This is a genomic window from Pedobacter sp. (genome assembly GCF_041645105.1).
Classification (GTDB): Bacteria; Bacteroidota; Bacteroidia; order Sphingobacteriales; family Sphingobacteriaceae; genus Pedobacter.
Window position 1 is genome coordinate 732,836 of the sequence record NZ_JBAZQQ010000002.1, and the last position, 23,339, is coordinate 756,174.

Consider the following 23,339-nt stretch of genomic DNA (forward strand, 5'->3'; position numbering starts at 1 on the left):
TATTATGGGCTTAAAAAAAAATAAGAATATGCTGATTGAACTATTTAACATTCAAAATTATAAAGTACTCAACAAGTATATTGTAGCATGCTTTGTTTTAGTATTTACGGCTGGCTTTAGTGCTGCAGCCAATTTAAAAAGTATGCCATCACAGCAGATTGCAGTAACTGGTAAGGTTACAGATCAGGATGGTGTTGGTATACCTGGCGTAACGATACAGGTAAAAGGTACAACAAACACGCGTACTACTAATGAATCTGGGAATTATAGCATAAGCATCCCTAAACCTGGCTCTACGCTAGTATTTACTTATATCGGTTTTAAAACAGAATCGAGATTAATTACTGATCAGAAGGTTGTCAATATCAAACTTAGTTCTGAATCAACAACGTTGGACGATGTGGTTGTAATTGGATATGGATCCGTTAAGAAAAGTGACTTAACAGGTTCTGTGGGTAGGGTGGATATGAAAGATATCATGGAGGCACCGGTAGGTTCGATTGAAGAAGCTTTGGCTGGTCGTGTTGCAGGAGTTCAGGTATCGTCATCTGACGGACAGCCGGGAAGCAGGATGAATATAGTGATACGGGGTGCTAACTCGCTGACTCAGAGTAATGCACCTTTATATGTGATTGATGGTTTTCCTATTGAAGATCCTGATATTGCAGCAATTAATCCGGAGGATATTGAATCTTATGATATTCTAAAAGATGCTTCCGCGACGGGAATTTATGGTTCTAGAGGGGCCAATGGGGTTGTCGTTATCGAAACCAAAAAAGGGAAAATAGGTAAGCCAGTCATCAATCTTAGTACTTCATTTGGCTTTCAACAAGTACAAAAAAAAATGGATATGATGTCGCCTTGGGATTTTGTGAATCTGCAGAACGAAATTAGTCCTACCAGGACAAAGGAAATTTATACCAGAGGTGCTCTGGATCCTTCGAACCCCCTATATGACCCTAATGGAAGAACAAGTTTGGAAGATTATAGAAATATGAAAGGGATAGACTGGCAGGATATTATTTTCCGTAATGCATTGATGCAGAATCATAATGTGTCTATCAGAGGAGGAAATTCGAAAACCAAATATTCTTTGTCGGGGTCACTATTTGATCAACAAGGAATTATTGTCAATTCGGGATCCAAACGCGCTCAGGGTAGGATTACGATTGACCAAACAATCAGTAAAAAATTAAGAGGAGGTATTACGGCTAATTATAGTGAAAATATCAGATATGGCCAACCTGTTAATGCCGGTGGTGGTGGCACTTTTACTTCGTATTTGTTGTATCAAGCATGGGCATACAGACCTGTTGCCGGTACAATTGGTTTAAACCTGGAAGAGGTTGAAGATGATGATGCAGAGTATGTAAACCCATCTGATTTAAGGTTTAGCCCTAAGGTAACGGCAGAGAATGATTATACACGTTTGAATAGCACAAATTTTTCTTCGAATGCATATTTAGAATACGACATACTTAAAAACTTAAAACTTAAAATTACAGGAGCTATCAGTAATACTTTGAGTGAATCTAAACGCTTTTATAATTCACAAACACCACAAGGAAGTCCGAGAAATAACGGTTTGGCCAGACAGGTAAATGGTTCTTATTTGTATACCGAGCCTACACTTTGGTCTAACGAAAATTACCTGACCTATACTGCGACAATTAAAAAGCACCATAAGCTTAATATTGTTGCTGGATTGTCATACCAGGAGAATTTGAATGAAAACTTTGGTTTCTCATCTGAGCGTATAACACAGGAGTATTTAGGAATGTATGGTTTGGAAACCGGTACACTTTATGGCAAAAGTGCTGGCGCAAATGAATTCGGCTTAACTTCTGTATTCGGAAGAGCAGAGTATAATTATAAATCTAAGTACCTGGTTACTGCAACTATGCGTTTTGATGGTTCTTCGAAATTCGCGCCAGGAAATAAATGGAGTAGATTCCCTTCTGGAGCTGTGGCCTGGAACATGAAAAACGAGAATTTTTTGGCTGGTACGGACTGGCTTTCTGAAAGTAAGTTAAGGATTGGTTACGGAGTAACAGGTAATAACCGGATTGGAAGTTATGACTTCTATCCTGAAATGACTTACGCTGTAGGAACTACTTATCCTTTTAATAATAACGGTACTCCTCCAGGCGGAATTGTACCATCTAAAGTCGGAAATAGTGCTTTAAAATGGGAAAGCACTGAACAAATGAATATTGGTTATGACTTTGGTATGTTCAAAAGCAGGTTGAGTTTAACAGTAGATTATTATCGTAAAAAGACTAAGGACCTACTGCTAAATGCTGATCTACCGTCAGGGACAGGATTCTTGAGAACGTATAAAAATATTGGCTCGATTGGGAATAATGGGTTGGAATTTACATTAAGCACAACTAATATTCAATCCAAAAGCTTTACCTGGCGCTCAAGCTTCAATATCGCATTTAATGAGAATAAAATTCTAGGCTTAACAAGAAATCAGGAGAGTTTGTTTTCATTAATGAGTGTAGGGCAAAACTCGGCTAACCTTTATGTTTCAAGAATTGGTTATCCAGCTGGAATGTTCTATGGTTTTATATTCGACGGGATTTATCAGGTAGAGGATTTTGATCAGAGTAGTTCTGGAAAATATACCTTGAAAAGTCAATTGCCAACAAATGGAAGTTCAAGGGAAGATATTCAACCTGGTTATATCAAGTATAAAGATTTGAATGAGGATGGTGTCGTAGATACCAAAGACATGTCTATTATTGGTCGTGGGCAACCTTTACATACTGGAGGATTTTCGAATAATTTCTCGTATAAAGGTTTTTATCTAAATGTGTTTTTACAATGGTCATATGGTAATGATATCTTCAATGCTAACAGGATGATGTTTGACGGAAACTACATTAACCTGTATAACGTAAATCAGTACGCTAGTGCAAATGAAAGATGGACAGAGCAAAACAGGTCTAACACATTATTTAAAATTGGCGGACAAGGTCCGGCCGGAAATTTTTCTAACAGGGTTATTGAAGATGGTTCTTATTTACGTTTAAAGACAGTTTCTTTAGCATATACGATCCCAAGCTCTTTCACTAAACAGCTTAAGGTAAATAAAATCAGTTTTAGAGTTGCAGCTCAGAACCTGTTGACTTTTACAAAATACACTGGAATGGATCCTGAAGTTTCTGTTCGTCATAGTGTTTTAACACCTGGTCTTGATTATTCTCCATATCCTCAGGCCAGAACGATTACGTTTGGCTTAAATGTTACTCCATAATTAAAACTGAATATTATGAAAAGTAGATATTATATTTTATTGACACTATTGATTTTAAGTGTCAGTTCATGCGAAAAAATATTAGACAAAGAGCCACTGGATTTTATAGCTGATGTGAGTGAATATTATAATACTCCTGAAAAGCTGGAATCAAGTATGTTAGGGATTTATGACGTACTCCAATCTGGAGATTTATATGGTTTTCAGATGCTCTATATTACTGGTTTTGAAGCGGATGAAGGCTATTATAACAGAGAGTCTCCAACTGATGGCCCACATATGAATAATTTTTCTGCTGGAAATTCCAGAGTGAATAATTTCTGGGCAACCTTGTATAAAGGTATTGGTAGGGTAAATACCTTACTAAGGTTCGCAGACTCAAATCCAAGTATTGATGTGAAACTTAGAGATAAATATAAAGGCGAAGCAAAATTTTTAAGGGGATACTTCTATTTTATGTTAGTGCAGAACTTTGGTGGAGTGCCACTAATCCTGGAGCCTTTGGATAATGTGGAAGATGTTGATATCCCAAGAAATACAGCCAAGGAAATTTATAACCAGATTATTAAAGATATGGAAGATGCTGAAAAGGTGGTTCCAGGGATTAAAGAGTTGGGCTTTGGGGGTAGAGTGAGTAAATCAGCTGTACGTGGTATTTTAGCACGTGTATGTTTGCACATGGCTGGTTATCCTTTAAGAGAGACGGCAAGATTTGCAGATGCGAGAAAATGGGCTAAAATGGTGATGGATGATACAGAAGCTAAACACTCGTTAAATCCTAGTTTCAGTCAGATTTTCATCAACTATGCACAGGATAAGTACGATGTCAATGAAAGCATCTGGGAAGTTGAATTTACTGGAAACGGCACCGGGGGTGCGTATTCAGAAACTGGTGGTGTAGGTTATTTAAATGGTCCTCAATCTACAAATACTACTATTGGAGAGAGTTTTGGTGGGGTTAAAGTGACTTCTAAATTGTATAAAATATATGAACAGAATTATGCTGTTGCTACTGCTGTCGGTGATTTAAGAAGAGACTGGACGATTGCAAACTTTGCCTATAGTGCTGCAAATAAAGTGTTTATAACTTCTACAACTCCAGTAAATTTATACAATAGATTTTGTGGTAAGTTTAGAAGAGAATATGAAACTAATACGCCAAAACATAGAACACAAACACCTCAAAATTTTCCATTATTGAGATTTTCTGATGTATTATTAATGTTTGCGGAGGCTGATAATGAAGTGAATAATGGACCAGGTCCTGATGCTGTGGAAGCGGTAAATAAAGTAAGACGTCGCGCTTTAGCTGTTGGAGGTATTAAAAACTTCGGAATAAATGCAGCAGGATCTGGTTATAACTCGGCTCCGACTGTAGTACTTACAAACGGTGGTGGTACAGGTGCTTCTATTAAAGCTGTGGTTACGGCTGGTGCAATTACCGGTTTTACACTTGATCAGGATGCGGTTACTGGTGTTAAAATGGGATACAATTATGATACTCCTAAGGGGGTTGGCCTGTATGTAACTATAACTCCTACAAATGGTGGCACACTAGGAAGAGCAAATGCAAGAATCTGGCATGAAGATGAAGCTAGCATGACTGCAGCTCAGATCGCTTCAGCAGAATCTTTCCGTGAATTTATTCAGAATGAACGATTAAGAGAGCTTGCCTTTGAATGTCTTAGAAAAGGTGATCTACAGCGTTGGGGAAATTATGTTTTTGAAATGAAAGCTGTTGCTACGCATATTGAAAGTAGTGGCTTAACTGACAGATTCTATTACCTGCCATACAAAAACACATGGAGTAAACATAATTTATGGCCTATACCTGCAAGAGAAATGAATCTGAACAATAAGTTGGTTCAAAACCCTAGTTGGTAATCTTTAACTCTATATCATGAATGTAAAATATAAAAATATAATAATAAGTGCTACAGTGATACTGTTTAGTGCTTGCAGTAAAGATATTCCGGTAACGCCAGGTCTTGATCAATTTAATGTGACCTCTAATGCATTAACTTATAAATTAGGAGACACTACTAAGTTCACACTTAGTGGAAATCCGGACATGATTTCCTTTTATTCAGGGGAGCTTTATAAACAATATGAGTATAAAGGTGGTAGGGATATTGCTTTGGGTAAAGCTGAACTTTCATTCAGCACAGCCTATCCACCACTTGCTGCGGGTTCTCCAGTACCACAGGTAAATCCATTGTCGGTAATGCTATCCACAGATTTTAATGGCAATTACAATAGCTATGAAAATGTGGATAAGGCGAATTGGACAGATATTACAAATAAGTTTACCTACGGTACTGTGGCGACTTATGTGGCTTCAAAATCTTATGATATCACCAGTCATATTGTTCCTGGTAAACCACTCTATGTGGCTTTTAAATATACGACTAAACCTATTGCTGCTAATGGTCCTGCAAGATCATGGTATGTAAATAATATTGCGATGGTTAGTAATTCTATTTACGAGTCGCATTTGTTAGGGGATCTAATCAGTTCTGAATTTAAATTGGTGGAAAAACTACCAGTTATTGCACCTTCGATATCTACATATACGACAACGAGAATAACGTTAAGTGGATATAAATACGAGGGGCCAAGTGATCCGGATCCGGGAACTGAAACCTGGGCAATTAGTAAGGCATTCAATATGGAGATTTTGGACAAAGGCCCTGATAGGCCATTCATCATTAAAGGAAATGAAGATGCAAAAGTTACCGATTTTTCGCATGTATATACCGAGGAAGGGACATACAAAGTATACTTTATTGGAACAAATGCTAACGTAGATGGAAGCGATAAAAAGATTATTGAGATGACAATTACTGTTGTGAAATAATTTTTTGAAATCAACAAGTTGTAACTAAAACGAAAACATGAAAAAGACACTCTTAATATTATCATTATTGATAAATGGCTCAGTATGGGCTCAAACAGGTACCTGGACAAATAGTAGCAGCATTTGGGGTTATAATTTAGGAAAAGGTGATGGTACTTTAGGGAAAAATGTGAAAGGGGATGAAGTTCATCATGTTTCTACTTCTGGCAGTAAAGCAGCGTTTTTACCTACACCTCCATCAGGTTCTGTGATGATCTCATCGGTGACAGGTACACCATCCTTTACTTTAATGGGTTCAGGTGATGCTGCGGGATTAAAAATAAATGGATCAAGCAACAATGGATCTGCTGTCAAGTTTGCTGGTTATGATATTCAGAATGCAACTCAAGTAGTTAATATGTCTTTCACATTAGATCTGGATAAAACATCTGCAACGAAGGAAAATTGGTATTTCGTCTTGGGAAGAACTGCGGCGCTATTTAATCAGCCTAAAATGGGACTTGCGATTAATAGGACAGGTACATCATCGAATACTTCAATTTTTGCTTGCTTCAGATTAATAATGGATCCAACAAAACCTGATAACATGAGGTTTCAGGTCCGCACTCATTCTGATTTAGCTGATGAGGTAGGATGGACTGGAACGAATGCTAATGTGTTTAAAAAAGGAAGCTCACATAAAGTAGAGATTTTTTGCAATAATTCTTCGGCAGTTCAAAATTATAATATGGGAGGTAAGGAAAATAGTCTTGATGCAAGAAGTTATCATATCTGGGTAAATGGCAAACAGGTTGGTGGAATCTATGCCGGTAATGGAATGCCTGCCAAACGAAATATTGATGCCTTTTTGATGATGTCCAGAGATGCTAGTATGACTGGAGAAACAGCTGATAATGCTGCCGCAATTACTATCAAAAATGTAAAGCTTAATTATTCGGCCGTAAAATAGATTAATGCATTTTAAAAAATAAAGAGATGAGACAAATATGGCTCGGAATAATTCTGGCAGGGATGATGTGCCCCAGGCTAAATGCTCAAGGGATGAAGCAGCAGAATCTGCCAAAGCTGACTCAAACTATTACAAAGTCTTTGCCTGCAGAATTAAAGGCTTATTTTCCTCCTGAATTTATAGCAATGGCCAAAGGGAAAACGGCCAATGCTGTTATCGTAAAGGGTGATCGGGAAGGAAGTGCTGAAGCTGCACTAACAATTCAGCAAGCATTAAAGAAAAATTGGAAACTGGAATTCCCGATCGTAGATTGGGAAACCGCCAGAAAAACAAATGTGAATTTGATTTTATATGGTGGTGTAACGGATAATATGCCATTAAGACAATTAAATGCAAATTCAATTTTAGGTAATAATATCCTTGGGTATGAACTGCGAACTATACCTAATGCGTTAGATTGGAAACGCGATGTTATTTACATTGGAGCACGTACTGATCAGGAATTAAAAGAAGGGCTATCTGTTCTAACAGAAAAGATAAAAAACCCTGAAAAGATACCTTACCTGGTGGCTTGCAAAGGCTGGGATAAACCAGCTAATCCGGTAGCAGTTGCTGAAATGGTAGATAAAGTAAAAAAACATTACGAGAATAGTGGTAGTTATGTCCTTTCTCAGACGGTGATAAGTGAAATGTTAAAAGATGCTGCAAATTTGTATAAAATGACCGGTAATGATGTATATGCTAAGGCATTTGCTGATATGCAGGTTTTTATGTTTCAAAATTATGGCAAAACACTAAATGGACGTACAGAAACACCTCCTAGTTTCACCTTTCATTTATATCCTCAGTTTCTTTATACCATTGAAAATTCAAAAGCATTTACTGCCGGTGATAGATTGAAATCAACAGAATTTATCCGTAAAATGGTAGAGGAAATGATGTTGCACTGGGAAATGAAAATTCCTTTGGATTTATATAAAGAATCAAAACAGGATTATTTAACTAATCATGCTTGTTTTGCTTCGCGTTCTGTTTCTTCATCATCCAGATATCTGCTTGCAAGGTATGACTATGCACCTGCCATATTTTGGAAGGAAGTAGCGGATAATGCGTTTGCAGGTGTAGCACCAAATCCATTCTCTTCTGAGGATGCAGCTGGTTATCAATATCTGGTATATCAGATATTTATTGATTATGCAATGGCTAGTGGTAAATATGATCTTAGCTTTTTTAAGAATCCTCGTTTCGTAAGCTATCTTGATTATTCTAAATTTCAATTCAATCATCTTGGCTATACTGCAGGCTTTGGCGATGCTTACCCGATAGGACATAACAGTGCTTATCCCATTTTAAAGCAATCCATGGATATTTTAGGTGATAAAGAGTCTGAATATATCATTAATCTGATCGAGGGTAGAAGTCCACATTTGTTAAAAGGTCAAAAGCAAAATGAAACTATTCAGCCTCCGGGAAAGCATACTACTGGCTTAAATTATCAGGAAGTTGTACCATTTAAACAGAAACAATACGGTGTAGAAAATTTGTATAAAAAACCAACTCTGGATAAAGGGGTGATTAGAAGTGGATGGGATAAGTACGCAGATTTTATTTCACTAACAGGTATTAATGGAGATGGATATAATCATAGTCATTTTGATGCAAATGGGATTAGTCAGTATATTTCTGGCGATAGACTTTGGTTGTGGGAGGGTGATTATATAAAAAAATTCCCTAATGATCACAACTCAATCGTTGTAAGCAAAGATGGAGAACTACCTGATCAGAGTAGAAATTTAAGTAAGCGTAGAAAATCTTCATTATCGCAAGTGTTGGCAGCAGTAAATAATACTGAGAGGACATCTTCAATAATTTCCTTATTGCTTGAAGACTATAAAGGGCTGAACTGGACACGGAATATTAATTATGCTTCTAAAAATGGTTTTTGGGTAATTGATGAATTGGATGTGACACAAGATGGCCATTATATAATAGAAGCCAATTGGAGAAGTACAGGAACAATGGTTCAGCAAGGACAAACCGTAGCTTTCACGCAAAAGAAATCGGATGATAAACAGATTGCAAATCATTTCTTTATAACTGAGGGCAATGGCGCCGCCCAGTTAACTAAGTCGGTATGGGATGCTGGACATGGTCGTAAAGATGGGAATTTAACTGGTTATATGTTCTCTGACAGGAGTACAAGGTACGTCATTCAACGTATGGATGGTAATTATAAGAAAGGTGATAAGAAGTTGTTTGTTAATTTTTTACAAGCTATTCCTGGATCAGCACCTAAAGCTCCTGTAGTAAAAAAAATATCACCAACAGCATTCTTAGCTGAAAGTACAGGTGTATTACGTCTGGCTGTTATTAATAATTATATAGGAGAAAATATCGATATTCAAGCTGAAGCTTGTTTTGTTGGGCCAGAAGGAATCGTAGCACGTGGCGCAAGTCGGATTAAAGTAGGTAGTATCGATTGGAAATCAGATACAAAAAAAGATATAGCCCTTGATTTGCCGGCTGATTTTAATCAGACTCAAATGAGTCAGCTGTTAGGTAAAATCCTCCCCAATGCAGAAGAATTAAAACCAATAGCTACCACAAATTTACCAGTTAAGGAAATAAAAGTGGCAAACAAAGATGTTTATAAGTCAAATGTAAGTGTGATTGCTTCTGGGGATGAAAGATTTGCTATCGGATCCAGAGATGGGATCTTTAGCATTACTGATCTGCAGGGCAAAATGTTGGCTAGTTATAAGTTTCCAAGACCAGTAAGCGCGATTAGTTCTGTACAGACTCCTTCTGGATTGTTCTGGGCAGTAGCTACGTCGGCATCTGGTGATGGAAAGGTTTATTATTTGAATAGTGAAGCTGAAATTGTTTGGGAAAAGAAGATTCCTGTGTATCAGAAGCGTAATGGTACAGTAACTACTTTATTTACCGCTAATACTGGTGACTTAACTGGCCCCGCGATTATTGCTGGTTCTGAAGCATGGCATTATTATGCTTTTTCTGTTAGTGGTAAGCAATTGTGGAAGCAAACAATTTACCATGGGGCAACAATTGGTGCCGCAGGTGATATGGATGGTAATGGAGTGGATGATGTTGCGGCGGGTAGCGAATATTATTACCATTCGATCATACAAAATGGAAAAGTGCTGCCACATAAAGTTACTTCACCATGGGATTACTCTCTTGCAATTACTGATTTGAATAATGATGGGTTGAAAGAAGCAGTATTTGGAAGAGGAGATGGCTATATATATGTTCAGGCAGTTGATAAAAATCCGGTAAAAACATGGAGGTTAAATGTAGGAGGAAAACCGACAGCTATTGTTGCATTAACTGATCAAACCGAAAAATTAGCTATAGCAAATGAGCTTGGTAATATAGTTTTTGTTAATGGAATAGGAGAAGTTACAGGATCGGTAAACTTACCAGCTGGTTTAACTGATATGAAGATGTGGAAAAGTCAATTGCTCGCATTATGCATGGATGGCAATGTTTATTCTGTGGACCTTAAAGGAAAAGTTTTAGCGAAGTATGCTTATACAGTGGATAATATGTCGATTTATGAACCTAAAATTGCAGTGAATGATGAGGTGGCTCTTGTATTTTCTGGAAATATGACCTTTACAATTAAATAATGAAAGCCTGGTTAACTTTAATCTTGTATTTAGTCGTATTTAGTTCCTCAATGGCATCTGAGGCTCCTTTTCTCAAGTATCAATCTGGTTCTTTTTTAGATACAGTGTTAGTAGGAGCTGATAAGTATGAGGTTAAATGGTTGATCAAAGAAAATTTTAATGATAATAATTGGAAGTTAAGATGGGAAGTAGAAACTACCGATGCCATAATAAAAGTTTCAAATGGAAAGCTATTTATTACTGACCATGGTATTGGTACTACGCTTTGGAATAAAATGGAATTTCCTAAAAATTTGATTGTTAAATATAGAGTAAGAGCTGAAGGAAAAAAAGAAGACAATAAGACTAATTTTAACTTATTCTCTCATGCTAAAGGAATAGATGGGAAATCATTGGTAGTTGGAAAGGAAAGTAAAAGAACAGGTGCCTATAATCAATATCATAATATTCCTAATTATATCTCAACATTTACATTTAAACATTCAAGGATCAGGAAAGATCCTGGATTTATTTTATTAAGTGACAGTAAGGAGTATTCTGTAACAGATAAAATTTATCAAATTGTCTATGCGGTTAGTAATGGACATATCAGGTACTATGTTGATGGAAAAAAGATACATGATGTAATAGATGATACTCCACTTGAGGGAGGTAAAATAGGAATCAGAACCTGGGATACAGAAGCCTGGTGGGATGATATTGAGATTGGGATGATCGTAGGAAAAATTAAATGACAAATTGAGTTTTCAAAATAATAACTAGTCAATCAATTAAATAGTATAATTATGATTTCAAAAATTAAACTTCATCAACTGTTATACTTTAGTGCATTAATATTATTGATCATATTAATAATCTTTCAATGTGGTGCTTCATCAGCTCAGGCACAGCCTAAGCCGGAATTGGTAACGGTTAAAGTTTCTGCTGATCATAAAGATTGGATTTATAAACCAGGGGAACAGGTTAAGTTTCTTGTTAACGTCTCTCATAAAGATACTCCTCTTGAAGATGTAAAGATCAATTATGAGATTGGTCCGGAAAAAATGTCTCCTGTAATTAAAGACAGCACTTCATTGATAAATGGAAAGTACGAGATATCTGGTGGAACAATGGATAAGCCTGGATTCCTTAGATGTTTAGTTACAGTGAAGTTCCAAGGTAAAACCTATAGAGGCCTGGCTACAGCAGCTTTTTCACCAGAACTTTTGAGGCCAACGACTAATTTTCCCGCAGATTTTAAAGAATTCTGGGATAATGCAAAAGTTAAAAATGCAAAGATACCGATGGATCCAAAGCTAAGATTACTGCCTGAACGTTCAAATGATTCTATCAATGTATATGAAATTAGCGTTCAGAATTTTGAACCTGGTAGTCGAATTTATGGGGTTCTTTGTGTTCCGAAAAAAGCAGGGAAATATCCTGCAATATTAACGGTACCAGGCGCTGGGGTAGGCCCAAAAGCTGGTGACCTGGGAATGGCTGCCAGAGGATTTATTACGCTTCAAATAGGTATTCATGGAATTCCGGTAACTATGGCTGATAGTGTTTATAAGCGATTGGCTACGGAAGAAAAGTATAAACGCTACCGTGTATCTGGTAATGAAGATAGAGATAAATTTTATTTTAAAAGAGTGTTTTTAGGTTGTGTGAGAGCAATAGATTTTATTTATAGCTTGCCAGAATTTGATGGTCAGAATTTAGCTGTAGCAGGTGGTAGCCAAGGTGGAGCATTAACCATTGTAACTACAGCATTAGACAGCAGAGTTAAATACCTTGTCGCTTTCGCTCCTGCAATGTGTGATTTAACAGGTTATTTGCATGAAAGAGCGGGGGGGTGGCCACATACTTTTAATGCTAAAACTTATCAGACTAAAAATAGGATTGAAACCTCCAAATACTATGATGTAGCAAATTTTGCTCAGCTTATTAAAGTGCCAGGTTTTTATAGTTGGGGCTTTAATGATGAAACTTGTCCGCCAACTTCTATGTACTCAGCATATAACGTAATCACGGCTCCAAAAGAGCTATTTATAGCTAAAGATGCAGGACATTGGTATTATCCACTACAGAATAGAAAGAAAAGTGCATGGCTAGTTGATAAATTGATTAAAAAATAGAATGTATAAATAAAAAAATAACTATATTCGGGTACGCACACGAAAACGTTTAAAGACCAAAAATAAGCTTTTTCTTAGAGCGCTAAATGAGTATTGTTGCTGTACAAACGCTAAAATAAATTAAGATGACATTTAAAAAAATCACCCTCTTTTTTGTAATAGTTGTATTTTCCGTACAATTAAAAGGACAGGGAACTAAACACTCAGAATCTGCAGTTAAGAAAGCTACATGGGCAAAGATTTCACCGTATTTTTCACCATCAGCTAATTTTAAAGATGAATATGGTAAATTTAGATCACCTCTGAAGTTTTATAACGGTACAACAGTGAAGTCGGCGGCCGACTGGTCTAAAAGGCGCAAAGAGATTGCTGATCGTTGGAATGGTTTGATGGGCAAATGGCCTCCTTTTCTTAAAGATCAAAAGATGGAATATCTTGATACGATTAGAAAAGACGGGTTTACACAATATAAAGTGCGTTTTAAATGGACTCCAAATGAAGTTACAGAAGGTTACCTTTCAGTACCTGATGGCAAAGGTAAAAAGCCAGCTGTAATTACAGTGTTTTATGAACCTGAAACAGCTATTACCAAAGGATTAAAGCAACGTGATTTTGCTTATAGTTTGACTAATAGGGGTTTTGTAACTTTGTCTATTGGTACTAAACAGGCTTCATTGGATAAAACATATTCTATCTATTATCCAAGTATAGAGATAGCAGAGATACAGCCTCTTTCTGCTTTGGGATATGCCGCGGCAAATGCATGGTATGTGCTTTCAAAAGTTCCTGAAGTGGATGCTGAAAGAATAGGCATTATGGGACATTCTTTTGGTGGAAAATGGGCTATGTTTGCTTCATGCCTGTTTGATAAATTTGCTTGTGCAGTTTGGTCTGATCCAGGTATTGTTTTTAACGAAGCACGTGAGTCGGTTAATTACTGGGAGCCTTGGTATTTGGGCTATCATCCTAAACCATGGAGAAAAAGAGGACTAATTACTAAAGAGAATCCAGTTAAAGGGCTTTATCCAAAATTAGTTGCTGAAGGTTTTGACTTACATGAACTACATGCATTGATGGCACCAAGACCTTTTCTGGTTTCCGGAGGTTCTGAAGATCCTGAGTCGCAATGGATACCTCTTAACCATACTATAAAAATAAATAATTTATTGGGTGCTAAAAACCGTGTGGCTATGACGAACCGGCCTATGCACTCTCCTACTCCGGAATCAAATGAGATTGCCTATCTATTTTTCGATTATTTTTTAAAATAAAAGAATTAAGCCACTATAATAACCGAAACCAAACATACCAAATACACACACATGAAACTATTATCACTTTTCATCGGTTTTTTGATCGCTGGGATTTTCAACGTAAATGCTACAATTGTAAAATATGTAGCTCCTGCACCTTCGGGTAATGCAAGCGGTAACTCTGCAGCTAATGCAGCAGACTTCCTGGATGTTAAATTCTGGTCTGAAGTTCAAAGTGCCTTAAAGAAAGACCAGGTTACAGTAAAGTTTATGAGCGGAGATTATGTACGCGCATATACAGAGAGACCATTAGTATTAGATAAAATTGGAAATGCTAAAAACCTTTTGTTGTTAGAGGGGGATAAGAATAATACTTTGTTCACAGCTCCTGTTGGTCATCCAAAAAAAGATGTACTAATTGATGTTAAGAACTCAGAGAATATAATGATCAAAAACTTTCGTTTTACAGGTAATGGAAGTTTAGGTTATGCGCTCCGAATTACTTCCACCACTGGACATACAACAAAGAATATTCGTGTTGAGGATTGCACATGGACAGATATGCGTGGTATTATTTTCGGAACAACAGGTGTACATCAGAAAGGAACAAGTAATGTTACCTACAGGAACTGTACGTTTAAAAGGGTAGGAGTAGATAGTCACTCTCATTTTATGTATCATTCTTATCATTCTTCCAATATCAATGTATTAGATTGCTATTTTGAAGATTGTACTGGAGATTACGTGCGTTTCAGAGCAAATTGTGATCGTGGAACTGTAAAAGGATCAACCTTTGTAAGAACTAAGGATTTTCCTGTGTATCCATTTATTTCTATTCCATTATTTAATAATGTTGATCCCGGAGATGAAACTTTTGCTACCAATTATGTTTTTACCGGAAATAGTTTTAAAAACACAAAAAATGCAATTGCTTTTCATCATTATGGATTTGATCCGCAAGGTTATAATTACTTGCTAACTGCGGAAGAAGGTCAGATTTTAACGGCAGGAACAGATGCAGAGAAGAGAAGTATGGTGTTAAATAACTTCAAAGTTGATCTGGAGAAAGTAAAAGTAGGAAACAATAAATATGAGGATGTTACATCAAGAGTAGTTTTCGGAAGTTTTCCAAACTATGGGGCGAAAAGTAAGGGCTGGAAAGGCTGGGCTGATATTAGTTCATTGATTAAGTAATTTACACATGGAAAAGAAATTGAATCAGGACCAGTTACTGAGTAGAAGAAAGCTGCTAACTACACTTGGAATTGTAGGGGCTACTGCAGCTTCTGGAACTGCACTAGGAAATACTGGTGTTGCAATGCCTGCGAAAAAGGAAAGATTGGAAAGTTATGGTAGTGTTGTTGAAATGCTGAAAGACCAGTCACTTAAAGAAGGAGCATTAGTACAAACTTATGGTTATTATAATGCTGGTGATGGCGGTGCAACAAATTATAAAATTGAAAAGGCAAAGTCTGATGATAAGAAGGACATTGATTTAGGATTAAAATTAAACAATGGGTTGATTGCTGTTTTAATTAATGTTCAAAGTGTAAATTATAAGATGTTTGGTGCTGTGGGGGATGGAGTAAATGATGATAGCATTCAGATTAAAGCCGCGCATGATTATGCAAATGCACATGATATGCCTGTTATTAATTTTAGTGGTGAATATTGGCTCAAAAAAGCAAATAATGTAGAAATATATACAAATGTAGATTGGGGCAGTAGCATATTTCATATTGATGAGACTACAAACACCCCCGGTAATGGAAGGTTTAAAATCTTACCGCGTAAAGCCACCATAAAAATTGAACTTAGCGAAAGTGAGAAGAAAAGCTTTTTGAGTAGATTTAAACCTGGTGTTAAAGTGATACCAGAGCTTGCTGCTTTTAAGAATTGCCTGGTAAATATATCTGATAAGAACGATAAGATAGGTTTCCGTGCAGGAGCAAAGTTTGACGGGCAGTCCTGGGCCCGTGAAGAATTGTTTTATGTAGAAGAACATGGAAGTATTATAGGTGATATTGCCTGGTCTTTTAAGGATTATACTACTTTTACTGCATTCCCGGCTGATACTAGTTATTTAACCGTTAATGGAGGTACTTTTTATTTATCGGGCGACAGTCCGGGGACTAAATATGTAAGAAACGGATTTGCTATATCAAGGAGCCGTACCATTATTCAAAATCAATGGGTTGGTCTTGAACCTGGTAAATCAGATATCTCAATGAGTCCACGCAGTGGATTTTATTCTTACTCCAATGTTTATGATGTAAAACTTGAAAACATAAGACTGATACCTTATGAACAGGATCGGGAAGGGACTGCAAGAGATGTTTCAGCAGGAACTTATGGAATTGGCGGAGCAAGAATATTGAATGCACTGTTCAGAAATATAACCGCAGAAGGTGGACCAATACACTGGGGTGTCTTTGGTACTAACCTTAATAAAAATTTTAGGGTCGAAAATTGTAAGTTAAACCGTATTGATGTTCACTTTCATTGTTGGAATTTATATATAAAAGATTCTTCAATTGGATATAGAGGGATTTCTGTAACTGGTGGTGGAGATTTATCTATAGAAAATACTTCTTGTTTCAGTCGCAGTTTTATAAACTTTAGAAGAGATTTTGGTTCAAAATGGGATGGGAATATCTTAATGCGCAATTGCCGGTTTATTCCTTCAACATTAGGCGAAACTTCAGTTCTGGACTTTAATCCACAGGATTTTGATTATAAATATCCATTGGGTTTTGGTCGCTCAATAATTGTTGAAAATCTACTGATTGACTTTAATACAGTATCTGATTCTGTTGCTGCATGTTGGTTAATGAAGACCCCGAATTTTTCTAAAACTAAATCAGGTCATAGGCTGTTTTTCCCAAACTATGTTGAGTTTAGAAATGTAATGGTGCAAGGAAGAGAACAAGGAGTAAGGCTGTTTGGGATTATAAATCCACAAAATTATCAGGTAGATAAGGTTGGTGGTTATGATGGAGCTCATTTAAATTCAAATTCACAGATTGTATTTAACCAGGTTCAATTAGAGGATTTATCTAAAGTGGCTAGCGGAAAAATAATACCTTTTCATTTTGTAATTCTTGGCGATAAGAATAATAAGTATGAGGATCAATATGCACTTTACCCGGAAATTAGAATGGTAGATTGTAAAAATGTAGTGGCAATGTTTGGTGATAGCAAAGTAGATGTTGCTTTTGATCGATGCTCCTTATCTAGTGTATCAGGAACCAATGAAGGGAAAATGCCAGGAAGATTTACTTTCAATAATTGTTTATTTAGACCGACAAGTAAGTCTGAAATGACACATTATTATCTGTTAAAAGCTGAATTGGGGACTAGTTTAACAAATTGTACTATTTCTGCGCCTGTAATTAATGGGATGCACAAACCGGAACAAATAGATCGTTTTGATATTATAGTGCCGAATAAAACCGTTCGTTACAATCATTTAAATACACAATTGGGAAATGACATTATTGCTTATTATAAACAGAAAGGGCTTGCAATTAATCCTAAGTTTATCAGTATGCTGAAGAGTCACCATCAGCTGGAAGCAGAGAATATTTAAGTAGTTTTTAAAAAAACTGCATAAGTTTTTTAAAATAATAGATTTTTCAAATTTTTATTAATAGATTCGGGTACGTTAACGGGATAAAGTAATTCAGCATTATTTAACCTGATTAACAATAACCGAATTAAACCAAATGTATGATATCAACACTTAAAAAGGGACTACTATCTCTTGGACCTGGAATTATTACTGCCGCCTTAGTATTCGGGCCAAGCAAAATGACTATCACCTCAAAATTGGGAGCAGATTACGGCTATGACCTACTTTGGATAGTAGCTGTGGCTATTTTCTTTATGACAATTTTCACCATCATGGGGGCGAGAATAGGCGTAGCCAGTAATCAATCATTACTCAATACTATTCGCCTTAAATGGGGGAATGCTGCGGCTATAGCTGTTGGAGTTGGAATTTTCTTTGTTGCGACCTCTTTTCAGGCAGGTAATTCAATAGGCGTTGGTATTGCCGTTGGTGAGGCTACAAACACTTCTCATATTTTATGGATTATTGTATTCAATTTATTAGGAATAAGTTTGCTTTTCTTTCGTGCTTTCTATAAAGTTCTCGAAAAGTTGATGATTTTTTTAGTAGCCCTAATGCTTTTTGCTTTTGTAACTACACTATTTTTTGCAAAACCTAGCTTGTCGGGAATAGCTGGTGGATTGGTACCACAGCTTCCTATGGGTTCAACTGGTCTGGTAATTGCTTTTTTTGCATCTTGTTTTTCTATAGTAGGTGCTTTTTATCAATCTTACCTGGTTCAGGAACGTATAAAAATCAATCCTGAGATTAAAGAGACAAATAGTAATAGTATTACTGGTATTGTTATTCTGGGGGTAATGAGTGCTATTGTTATGATTTGTGCTGCTGCGGTTTTAAATGTCAAAGGCATTAAAGTGAATAATGCATCTGATATGGCTAGAGCATTAGAACCTCTTTTTGGCAGTGCCGCTTCAACATTTTTTCTGGTTGGTCTTTTTGGTGCATCTTTTTCTTCTCTAGTAGGTAATGCTACAGTTGGAGGTGCTCTATTAGGGGATGCATTTGGCAAAGGTAGTCAGCTGAATTCAAAGACAGTAAAGATCTTTATTGCTTTAGTCATGATATTCGGTGCTGCAATAGCCATCAAATTTGGTACGCTCCCTCTAGAACTCATCGTTTTTGCACAGAGTGTTACCATATTCCTGGTACCATTTATTGGTATTGCCATGTATGCCATTTCTAATGATCCTAAAATTATGGGTAAACATGTAAACTCCCTGTCTGTAAAGATAATTGGAGCAATAGGTTTACTGATATTGATTTTCCTGGCACTAAGTAATGTAAAAGAACTTTTTTTTAAATAATAAACGTGTAAGACAATGACCGAACTAGAACAACTGGAACAAGAATTATTAAGGCCATCAGATAGATTGATCGCTGATCTGTATAAAATTGAAGGTGATATTATGTTACTTGGAGTTGGTGGGAAAATGGGGCCGAGCATGGCTATGTTAGCTAAATCAGCAATAGAGCAAGCGGGAATTAAAAAGCGTATCATTGGTGTATCCCGATTTTCTGACGCATCGGCTCGCGAAGAGTTGGAAGCTGCAGGTATAGAGACCATATCAGCTGATTTATTAAATGAAGCCGATCTTGCTGCTTTACCTGATGTACCGAATATCATTTACCTGGCTGGTACTAAATTTGGAACTACTGGAAAAGAAGCGTTTACATGGGCTATGAATGCCTATTTGCCTGGTCGTGTGGCTGAGCGCTTTAAAAACTCCCGTATTGTTGCATTCTCAACAGGTAATGTATATCCGTTTACTCCAGTAACCAGTGGAGGTATGTCTGAAGAGAACCCGGTAGCACCTGTTGGTGAATACGGTCAATCTTGCCTTGGACGTGAACGTATATTCCAGTATTTTTCAGAAAAAAATAATACCCCAACTTTAATTTACAGGCTTAATTATGCAATTGATTTACGCTATGGCGTTTTATTAGAGATCGCTAAATCTGTAAATGAAGGAAGGCCAATAGACTTAACTACTGGAACTGTGAATGTTATTTGGCAGGGTGATGCAAATGAGATTGCCATTCGTGCATTATTACATTGCAGTACACCTACAAAGTTGTTGAATGTAACTGGTCCGGAAACGCTTTCAGTAAAATGGCTGGCAGAACAATTCGGTTTATTATTGAATAAAACACCATTATTTGAAAATGAAGTACAGCCTACTGCACTATTAAATAATGCCTCTGAAGCACATAGACTTTTTGGTTATCCAAGAGTAACCATTAGAGAAATGATAGAGATGACTGTAAGCTGGCTACAAGGTGGAGGGAAGATTTCTAACAAACCAACGCATTTTCAAGAAAGGAAAGGACAGTTTTAATGACAAATCAACTAAAACCTGAATTAAAGCATTTTTTGGATGCCGGAACTTTTATTCCAGCGCACCCACTTGCATTAACTGCTGATCGTAAGCTGGATGAACAAGGTCAGCGACTACTTACTCGTTATTATATGGCAGCAGGATCAGGAGGAATTGCTATTGGTGTGCATAGTACCCAGTTTGAAATTAGAGATCCGGAAATTAATCTATATGAAACAGTTCTTAAATTAGCTGCTGAAGAGATAGATAAAGCAAAACTTGATCGTCCATTTATTAAAGTAGCAGGAATTTGCGGACCAACAGAACAGGCAGTTCAGGAAGCAAAAACAGCACTTAAATATGGATATGATATAGGTCTTTTGAGTATGGGAGGTCTACAAGGATGGACAGAAGCAGAGATTATTGATCGTGTTAAAGCGGTTGCTGATGTAATGCCAGTTTTTGGTTTTTACCTGCAACCTAGCGTAGGAGGAAGGATTTTTACTTATGATTTCTGGCTGCAATTTGCTGAAATTAAAAATGTAGTAGCCATAAAGGTTGCTGCTTTTAATCGTTACCAGACATTGGATGTAGTAAGAGCAGTTTGTCATTCAAGTAGAAGAGAAGAAATAGCACTGTACACAGGTAATGACGATAATATTGTTGCCGATTTATTGACCCCCTACAAATTTGAAATTAATGGTCAGAAGATTGAAAAAGAATTTGTCGGTGGACTTTTAGGACATTGGGCTGTGTGGACACATGCTTCTGTGGCTTTATTAGAAGAAATAAAAACCTGCAAAGCCAACGGACGTTCGAATGTGACATCATTACTAGCTAAAGGTGTGGAAGTTACTGATATGAATGCTTCGATATTTGATCCGGCACATGCTTTCCATGGCTGTATTCCAGGAATTCATGAAGTACTAAAAAGACAAGGATTAATGAAAGGAATCTGGTGTTTAAATCCTGATGAGAAGATGTCTGAAGGACAAGCAGAAGAAATAACCAGGGTTTGTGCAGCTTACCCACACTTGATTGATGATGATTTTGTAAAGGATTTTCTTAGTAAACAATCGTTTTAAAATGTAGCTCTGATTGCCCCAGGAAATGATGGACAGAAGACAGTTTTTAAAGAATACAGGACTTATTACAGCATTTTCTGGAGGCAATTTTTCCGAGATGATTCATCCTATACCACAAACTATGAAGAATATTAAGGTCATTAAAACAGATTCAGATTTTGAACGTGAAAAACTTGTACGACCATTTGGCTTTAAAGGAGGGTATCTTTCGGAGCTATGGCAGGTAGCTTCGAAGCTGGAATCTTCATCAGGACATAGCAAAATAGGTGTTGCTACTCAAAGTGTGTTGTATGGAGATGCCGATTTGTTTAGTAGTTATTCTGAAGCTGGAGGAAATGCATTAATGTATCTGGTAGTCAATAAGGCACTGGAATTAATTAAAGAAACTCCTTTTACAAACCCTGTATCTTTACTTGATGCCATATTTCCGGAATTGCTTGTTCAGGCTGAACAGATAACAGGAAGGCAGGATCTGAACGTTAATTTTATATACAACGCCCTGGTTAGTACAGATAATGCTGCATGGTTATTGTATGCCGCCGAAAATCAATATAAAAACTTTGATGAAATGATACCTGAAAATTATAAAAAGGGGCTTTCTCATCGTAATGATAAAGTGGCTATTATGTATCAGATACCTTATGGTATGCCGATGCAAGAGATAAAAGATGCAGCAAAAGCTGGCTTCTTTGTTTTTAAGATAAAGACAGGATACCCAGGTAGTCAGGAAGTAATGTTGCAAAATGACATGGAAAGACTTACTGAAGTACACAAAGCGCTTAAAGGACTCAGGACAAATCAAACTAAAGATGGTAAGCTTATCTATACTATGGATGCAAATGCCAGGTATGAGCGTAAGGAGACCTTAATGCGTTATCTTGATCATGCCAAAAAGATTGGGGCATATGAACACATTCTTTTTTATGAAGAACCATTTACAGAGCATAATGAAGAGAATGTTTCGGATGTGGGTATCAGGATTGCAGCAGATGAAAGTGTGCATAATGAAATGGATGCCATACGCAGAATTGAACAAGGTTATGGAGCGATGGTATTAAAGGGAATAGCCAAGACACTTAGTCAATCAATGAAAATAGCTAACCTCGCTGCAGAACGGAAAATTCCTTGTTTATGTGCTGATCTTACTGTAAACCCAATTTTGATTGATTGGAATAAAAATCTAACTGCACGTTTGATGCCTTTTCCTGGAATAGGAATGGGATTCATGGAAACCAATGGTGATATGAATTACCGGAACTGGAAGAATATGTTGGGGTATCACCCTTTATCAGGGGCTTCGTGGACAAAAGCCAAGAATGGGGTGTTTGAATTAAATGATGATTATTATAAGCGTAGTGGTGGCATTCTTGAACCTTCAGCACATTATACTGAAATGTTTAACCCATAAATTGATTATAAGCATTTTATACTGATAAAAAACAAAATGACTGAACAAAATGATACCTCAGGCAGACGGAGTTTTCTAAAAAAAATATCTTTGGCAGGGGCTATGACACTTGGTATTCCCGAAATCGTATCCGCAGCTTTAATAACTGAAAAGAAAGCTGATAAAGTAAGCTTAAGAGCAAATGATATTATTCTTTTTCAAGGTGACTCTATTACGGATGCTAAGAGGAAAAGAACTGATCTGATTTTCAATAGTGCTCAGGGAATGGGCTCGGGATATGCCTTTCTGGCAGCATCAGAATTGCTGAGTAAACACTTTAATAAAGATCTCAAAATATATAATAGAGGTGTTGGTGGCGATAAGGTATATCAATTGGCTGACCGATGGGAAGAAGATTGTATGAAATTAAAACCTACTGTATTAAGTATTCACATAGGTGTAAATGATCACTGGCACGTGAAATCAAAAGGATATACCGGAACTATAAAGACATATAGGGATGATTTTAAAAACTTGTTAGACAGAACGAAACAAAAGAATCCAGATGTACGACTTATCATAGGAGAGCCATTTGGTGTAGCTGGAATTAAAGGAAATTATGAAGTATGGGATCCTGCGTTCAAAGAATTTAGAGTAGCTGCTAAAGAAATAGCCGATCAGTATAGTGCATTCTTTATTCCTTATCAAAAGGTCTATGATATGGCACAAAAACAGGCGCCTGGTATATATTGGACCTGGGATGGTGTACATCCAACAATGGCCGGGGCGCAGCTGATGGCACAGGCATGGTTAACTTCAATTAAAGGATAGAA

The 23,339-nt window shown here is 36.8% G+C and carries 15 protein-coding genes; all 15 read left to right on the top strand.

Features of this window, described 5'->3' with window-relative positions; all coding sequences use genetic code 11:
- Nucleotides 1–4: 4 nt before the first annotated feature.
- Nucleotides 5–3,262: a SusC/RagA family TonB-linked outer membrane protein gene (locus tag WC623_RS09390; protein ID WP_372850269.1), complete on the top strand. Its 3,258-nt coding sequence runs from the start codon at nt 5–7 to the stop codon at nt 3,260–3,262.
- Nucleotides 3,263–3,277: 15 nt separating this feature from the next.
- Complete coding sequence (locus tag WC623_RS09395) at nt 3,278–5,146, top strand: RagB/SusD family nutrient uptake outer membrane protein (protein WP_372850271.1); 1,869 nt, start codon at nt 3,278–3,280, stop codon at nt 5,144–5,146.
- Between the two features lie 16 nt (nt 5,147–5,162).
- A complete protein-coding gene (locus tag WC623_RS09400; RefSeq protein ID WP_372850273.1) occupies nt 5,163–6,119 on the top strand; it encodes a DUF5017 domain-containing protein in 957 nt (318 codons plus the stop codon).
- A gap of 37 nt (nt 6,120–6,156) precedes the next feature.
- Complete coding sequence (locus WC623_RS09405; protein WP_372850275.1) at nt 6,157–7,068, top strand: hypothetical protein; 912 nt, start codon at nt 6,157–6,159, stop codon at nt 7,066–7,068.
- 26 nt (nt 7,069–7,094) lie between these two features.
- Nucleotides 7,095–10,718, top strand: a complete 3,624-nt coding sequence (locus WC623_RS09410) for a hypothetical protein (RefSeq protein ID WP_372850277.1) — start codon at nt 7,095–7,097, stop codon at nt 10,716–10,718.
- On the top strand, nt 10,718–11,452 hold the full coding sequence (locus WC623_RS09415) for a DUF1961 family protein (RefSeq protein WP_372850279.1): 735 nt from the start codon (nt 10,718–10,720) through the stop codon (nt 11,450–11,452). Before WC623_RS09410 ends, WC623_RS09415 begins: the two co-directional genes overlap by 1 nt.
- 51 nt (nt 11,453–11,503) lie before the next feature.
- The gene (locus WC623_RS09420) at nt 11,504–12,835 is read left to right on the top strand and encodes an acetylxylan esterase (protein ID WP_372850281.1); all 1,332 of its coding nucleotides are present in this window, start codon (nt 11,504–11,506) and stop codon (nt 12,833–12,835) included.
- A gap of 125 nt (nt 12,836–12,960) precedes the next feature.
- Nucleotides 12,961–14,106: an alpha/beta hydrolase family protein gene (locus WC623_RS09425; protein WP_372850283.1), complete on the top strand. Its 1,146-nt coding sequence runs from the start codon at nt 12,961–12,963 to the stop codon at nt 14,104–14,106.
- A gap of 51 nt (nt 14,107–14,157) precedes the next feature.
- Nucleotides 14,158–15,282 carry a right-handed parallel beta-helix repeat-containing protein gene (locus WC623_RS09430; protein WP_372850285.1) on the top strand — a complete coding sequence of 375 codons (1,125 nt, stop codon included), beginning with the start codon at nt 14,158–14,160 and terminating at the stop codon, nt 15,280–15,282.
- Nucleotides 15,283–15,289: 7 nt separating this feature from the next.
- On the top strand, nt 15,290–17,677 hold the full coding sequence (locus WC623_RS09435; protein WP_372850287.1) for a hypothetical protein: 2,388 nt from the start codon (nt 15,290–15,292) through the stop codon (nt 17,675–17,677).
- Nucleotides 17,678–17,817: 140 nt separating this feature from the next.
- Nucleotides 17,818–19,023, top strand: a complete 1,206-nt coding sequence (locus WC623_RS09440) for an Nramp family divalent metal transporter (RefSeq protein ID WP_372850289.1) — start codon at nt 17,818–17,820, stop codon at nt 19,021–19,023.
- 15 nt (nt 19,024–19,038) lie between these two features.
- The gene (locus WC623_RS09445; RefSeq protein ID WP_372850291.1) at nt 19,039–20,055 is read left to right on the top strand and encodes an NAD-dependent epimerase/dehydratase family protein; all 1,017 of its coding nucleotides are present in this window, start codon (nt 19,039–19,041) and stop codon (nt 20,053–20,055) included.
- Nucleotides 20,055–21,119, top strand: a complete 1,065-nt coding sequence (locus WC623_RS09450; RefSeq protein ID WP_372850293.1) for a dihydrodipicolinate synthase family protein — start codon at nt 20,055–20,057, stop codon at nt 21,117–21,119. Before WC623_RS09445 ends, WC623_RS09450 begins: the two co-directional genes overlap by 1 nt.
- Before the next feature lie 25 nt (nt 21,120–21,144).
- Nucleotides 21,145–22,527 carry an enolase C-terminal domain-like protein gene (locus tag WC623_RS09455; protein ID WP_372850295.1) on the top strand — a complete coding sequence of 461 codons (1,383 nt, stop codon included), beginning with the start codon at nt 21,145–21,147 and terminating at the stop codon, nt 22,525–22,527.
- Nucleotides 22,528–22,563: 36 nt separating this feature from the next.
- On the top strand, nt 22,564–23,337 hold the full coding sequence (locus tag WC623_RS09460) for an SGNH/GDSL hydrolase family protein (RefSeq protein ID WP_372850297.1): 774 nt from the start codon (nt 22,564–22,566) through the stop codon (nt 23,335–23,337).
- Nucleotides 23,338–23,339 lie beyond the last annotated feature (2 nt).